Source organism: Citrobacter sp. Res13-Sevr-PEB04-36, assembly GCF_015672735.1.
Taxonomy (GTDB): Bacteria; Pseudomonadota; Gammaproteobacteria; order Enterobacterales; family Enterobacteriaceae; genus Citrobacter.
On record NZ_JADABY010000020.1, the window covers coordinates 1 to 3,457 of the forward strand.

At 45.2% G+C, this 3,457-nt stretch carries 2 protein-coding genes and 2 pseudogenes; 2 read left to right on the forward strand and 2 right to left on the reverse strand.

Features of this window, described 5'->3' with window-relative positions:
* Nucleotides 1-982: 982 nt before the first annotated feature.
* Nucleotides 983-1,303 carry a FlxA-like family protein gene (locus tag IMQ48_RS06185; protein ID WP_137366620.1) on the forward strand — a complete coding sequence of 107 codons (321 nt, stop codon included), beginning with the start codon at nucleotides 983-985 and terminating at the stop codon, nucleotides 1,301-1,303.
* A gap of 174 nt (nucleotides 1,304-1,477) precedes the next feature.
* Here the strand turns inward: IMQ48_RS06185 and IMQ48_RS06190 are convergent.
* Nucleotides 1,478-1,919 (reverse strand): annotated as a pseudogene (locus IMQ48_RS06190) (Tn3 family transposase); the annotation flags it as partial.
* A 239-nt stretch (nucleotides 1,920-2,158) separates the two neighbouring features.
* Between IMQ48_RS06190 and IMQ48_RS06195 the strand changes: the two are divergent.
* Nucleotides 2,159-3,170: pseudogene (locus tag IMQ48_RS06195) on the forward strand (IS110 family transposase).
* Between the two features lie 100 nt (nucleotides 3,171-3,270).
* On the opposite strand, the gene IMQ48_RS22990 reads toward IMQ48_RS06195, so the two are convergent.
* On the reverse strand, nucleotides 3,271-3,457 hold a 187-nt coding region (locus IMQ48_RS22990; RefSeq protein WP_230326299.1), incomplete at its 5' end, for a hypothetical protein.

The window sequence follows — 3,457 nt, forward strand, 5'->3', positions numbered from 1 at the left end:
ATCACCTCCTTGCTGGATATTCTTATATCGGATTCCAATCGGTCGCTTAACAGACCAGTATAATTCTTGAAAGGCTTGTATTTTCCAAACGTGGAAATCCGAAAAGGTTTAGATGATATCAAGTCCAGCCCGGAATCTCAGTGAGATAAAAGGATATGATTGTCTGATACCTGATACTGACCATTTCACGGACAGAAACTGAGTAACAGTTCATATAGACAATTCCTTAACAAAAATGAGGCATATTTACCCCCTTATTTGTCGTTTTGTTCATGACAATAGACGCTATCCTACTGGAACCCTGACGTACACAGAACCAGGATACTATTATTCGACCATTTTTCCCCCGTGAGGAATGGTCTTTTTTTCATTAACTTGCCATTACCCCGATGAATTTGAAGCCCAGAATACCGGTGCATTAAGTCCTAAAAATAACGATTACCTACACATACCTCACATTTGTTACATTGCACAACAATTAAGCAACGTGGCTATCTGAACCATAAGCTGGTATGATATTTGCACACTGATGAATACATAACATCAGACAGTTTATTGAAGCGGTCCGGGGGATGTCGCCGGACCGCTTTTTTTATTTGAAGGTATTATTAACTGAAATACTGATAATGATATATTCAGAGATTTGAAGTTGTCCCTTAAAAGTACTGTAAGAAATTGATCGTTAAATACTTAATCTAAATAGGTTAGGTATGACCGTGCCCAGGGAACAGCCGTGAGGATGGATTATCGTAACTACAAATTGTGTAAACACAAAAAGAGTATGTACTTTCCGGCCTTCAGCCAAAAGATATTCACTCACCACGCTGTCCAGCGCGTTCAAAATCATGTCTGGTAATACGTTAAACACCGCAACAAGCCAGTCTATATAACAGCCTGAAAAAAATGAAAAAATAAATCATAAGAATTCTAAAGTATATCTGCGTATATGCCGATACACCTATATATTTACCATGGAGGTTCTATGTCTATATCAATACAAACTAATACAAGTATAAAAAGTTCTAACAGTTCAGCTAATAGTGAATCATCTCAGATATCACAAATTTTAAAGAAGATACAGTCACTTACAGAAAAACTTGGTAAGGTGTCGTCAGAAGATGGTATGACAGCAGATCAGAAGAAAGAGATGGTGGCTATCATACAAAAGCAAATTCAAAGTTTGTCTGCTCAATTACAACAGTTACTAAAACAGCAGGCTGAGAAGCAGGACAAGGAAACGCAGACTCAGTCAGGTAAAAGGGAAGATAAGAACCTCGAAAATACTATTGATGTTTATGTATGAATAGGTATTCCGGTGTGGACAACCCTCACAACCGTTGAATAATTTTGGCCTCGTGACGAGGCCTATTCAAAGGTCTCCGGACAGACGTCACCGAGATGACCGTGGCGCCGGACCCTTTAAATCATTCAATTAATAACCTTACTTGTAGAGGTTCTCTCACTTAACATGTTCCTAGCCTAGCGGGGACAAATGCGATAGCAGTTGCTCGTTGATCTTCATCCCTTTACGCTTCAGGGCATCGACCGCTCTTTCCATATAGACGGTATTCCACAACGAGATAGCTGCCGTCAGCAGCGTCAGTCCGCTGGCGCGGTAGCTCTGATTTTCCGGTTTACGATCCTTGATTTCACCCAGACGGAGAAGGAATACCGCGCGCGCCAGCGCGTTACGGGCTTCTCCTTTATTCAGTCCCGCCTGGACCCGCCGACGAAGTGCCGGATCGCGGAACCTGTCGAGCATATACAGCGTTCGTTCAATACGGCCAATTTTCCTCAGTGCTTTGGCAAGTCCGTTTTGCTTGGGGTAGCTGGCTCGTCACGGTTCCCTGCTTTATCGAGGTTGCCAGGCGCAGCACTTCACGCCAGTGAATTTCGATCTCTTTCAGATGGAACTGGTCACCCTGACCTGCTCTCCATTGATTATCAGAGGCCAATGTTAGTCCCGCATCAGGGTAATCATGACAAATTCTCACTTCCGCTCTTCGCTCACAGCTGCCTGTCTACGTGGTCAATCTCCCTTACCGCAGCCTGGTAGTACAAAAAACGACCTTAACGAATGGAAGGGACTTCCCCTGATTATGCGCCTGATTAACTCTTGTGCAATCATGGGGTACACATCGTCCCGGAGGAATTCGTTATGACTATCACGACTGTCGGTATCGATCTTGCTAAAAATGTGTTTGCTGTTCACGGTGTTGATCAAAATGGTAGAACTGTTCTGGTTAAGCCTAAAGTATCGCGTGCTGCACTTCCTGAGTTAATTGCAAGTTTGCCTCCCTGTGTTATCGGGATGGAAGCATGCTTACTGGGCAAGATTGTTTCGGCAGTATGGTCATGAGCCACGTCTGATGGCTGCTAAGTTTGTATCGCCTTATCGTATGGCCGGAAAATCAGGAAAAAATGATGCAGCTGATGCTCAGGCTATCTGTGAAGCTGTTCGTCGTCCGCATATGCGGTTCGTACCAGTGAAAGACGAAAGCCAGCAGGCCATGCAGTGTTTACATCGTACCCGTCAGGGTTTTATCGAAGAGAAAACAGCAACGTATAATCGTCTGCGAGGATTGATATCTGAATTCGGTGTCATCGCGCCACAAAGTGCTGATGCCCTGCGCCACATGGTTTCTGTGCAGAAGAGCTCTTTACCGCTTCAGGTTCAGCAATGTGTTGATGATTTGATGGAACACGTTGATCGCATTGAAGCTAACATCACTGAATATGACCGAATTTTGTCCCACATAGCCAAAACAGATCATCGCAGTCAGCGGCTGATGGAGCTAAAGGGCGTTGGTCCCACAACGGCCTGTGCACTGGTCGCCAGTATCGGTAATGCACATGATTTTAAAAATGGACGTCAACTGGCAGCCTGGCTGGGGCTGACGCCATCACAATACAGCAGCGGGGGAAAGTCGAAACTCGGCAGGATCACAAAAGCCGGTGATTCGTATCTGCGAACGCTTCTGGTTCAGGGGGCTCGTTCAGTGCTTATTGGCGCCGGGAAAAGGACTGACTCATTCAGCCGTTGGGTTTGTATGTTGGTTGAGCGCAGAGGGTACTGGCGGGCTGTTGTGGCCATCGCCGCCAAAAATGCGCGGCTGTGTTGGGCATCACTACATTACGGTGATGATTTCCGGCTGTACTCAGTCAACTAAAGCTCGAAGCTGTATAACCATCTGACCTGCAATTCGTTGATGATAAAGGGTTAGACCCCGTGAGGCCTATCTGGCTATTGTACAGGATATACGTATCCGCTTAACGAACAAGAACCTCACGCGCGTCTTTCATCAGGGCCCGAATCGATGACGATTCATCATGGCCGTTTATAGTACCGCAGTCTCTCCCCTTTATTTTTACTGAAGAGCAGACAGAAACCATAAATACCGGCTTTGACATGCCGGGGAAGTCCTTATAGTACAATAATTTTCGATATCCAAACTGA

What these genes read in the sequence shown, in the direction of transcription:
- IMQ48_RS06185 (WP_137366620.1), top strand. Translation starts at nt 983, where the DNA reads ATGTCTATATCAATACAAACTAATACAAGTATAAAAAGTTCTAACAGT.